Annotated in this window: 1 protein-coding gene and 1 rRNA gene; one reads left to right on the top strand and one right to left on the bottom strand. The window is 39.8% G+C overall.

What is annotated here, in order from left to right; genetic code table 11:
• Positions 1-162 (bottom strand): 16S ribosomal RNA (locus V757_RS28875); the annotation flags it as partial.
• A gap of 967 nt (positions 163-1129) precedes the next feature.
• Between V757_RS28875 and V757_RS18560 the strand changes: the two genes are divergently transcribed.
• A partial coding sequence (locus V757_RS18560; protein WP_218184482.1) for a LysE/ArgO family amino acid transporter occupies positions 1130-1568 on the top strand: 439 nt, incomplete at its 3' end.

A 1568-nucleotide genomic window follows, 5' to 3' on the forward strand; every position in this document is an offset into this window, starting at 1 on the left:
GCGGTATGTTATCCCCCGTCTACCTGGGCACGTTCCGATACATTACTCACCCGTTCGCCACTCGCCATCCAGAGAGCAAGCTCTCTGATGCTGCCGTTCGACTTGCATGTGTAAGGCATCCCGCTAGCGTTCAATCTGAGCCAGGATCAAACTCTTCAGTTCAATTCCTGTTTAATTGTAGTATCCGTAGATACTATCGCTGCTTATACTCAAAGAAATAACGTTTGTAAAAAAACCTTATTTCTGTATGTAGTGTAAGCACTTAAAATAATGTATTAGCTCATCCCGTGATAGGATGGCTCTCTCATTCCAAGCGCCCACACTTATCGGCTGTTAGTTGTTAAAGAACATCGCAAACTTACCACTGTAAATTCGTCTGACTGTCTCGGCGACTTCGTGTTACCTCATCGTCGTTGCCGTCAGCAGCAAAGAATGTAATTATGAACTACTTCACTACATCCTGTCAAGCACTTTTTAAAAATAGTTTTTAATTTATTTTTAAACCGTTGTTAAATCCACTCACTATCGTCAACTTAACTCGCTTAACCTCCCCCGCCTCATCAGCCCACCATCAATCAACTTATTCACTTGATTAATCGCTGCCTCAGCAGGAAAGATTGACATTATGCCCCCCTTTTCACCCTTTGGCAATACCCAGCCACCTAAAAAACTCAAAAACCTCCTTTTTTAACTACTTTGTCGTAAAAATGTAACATGCCCGCCCTCCTCAAAATAACCAAAACGACAACACCCCCACTAAACTGTCGTAAAAATGAAACATCACCACAGCACCTCCGTTGTATTGACACCAATACCCCTCATCAGCACAACACCTCTCCCAAATACGCTCCTGACCTTTCTTGCTTAAGCACTGTCTTTATCATCTCCCCCCTCTCCCATCTATCCAACCTGTTGCTTTTTGGTCATCTTCTATTCTTTGCTTCTTTGAACCACCCACCCTATACAGCCTATCCATAAAAATCTTTGCTGTATTTAATTCACAACATGAATAAGTTATCCAGTTATTAGCACAAGTAAGATTAGCTCTTTATATCAGATCACCCTAAACTCCTATACAATCATTTACTTTCTATCCTGTCTTTTTTATTCACAAAATTACTAATCAATCATGAGTGCTTTCATACCGGGTTTCCTACTTTGCTTATCCTTAATTGTCGCCATTGGCTCGCAAAATGCTTTTGTACTTAAACAAGGGTTAAAGAATGAGCATATTTTCTGGATCTGCTTAGTGTGTTCGCTCTTTGATGCCATTATCATCGGCTTTGGCGTGTTTGGTTTTGGTTATATTATTAAAAGCATACCTTGGGCATTAGTAGGAATTAAATATATAGGCGCTGCTTTTCTAGTTGTTTATGGACTCACTCATTTAAAAAGTGCATTAAAAGGAGGGCAAGCACTTGATGCTCAAGCCGATTCAGATAAAAAACCGCTATTAAAAACACTATTAATTCTCTGCGCTCTCAACATGGTTAAATCCACATGTATATTTAGATGCTGTTTTCTTAATTGGTTCAATATGCAACCAAATATCATGGATCGTGAGTTAT

Source organism: Pelistega indica (assembly GCF_000506865.1).
Taxonomy (GTDB): Bacteria; Pseudomonadota; Gammaproteobacteria; order Burkholderiales; family Burkholderiaceae_B; genus Taylorella; species Taylorella indica.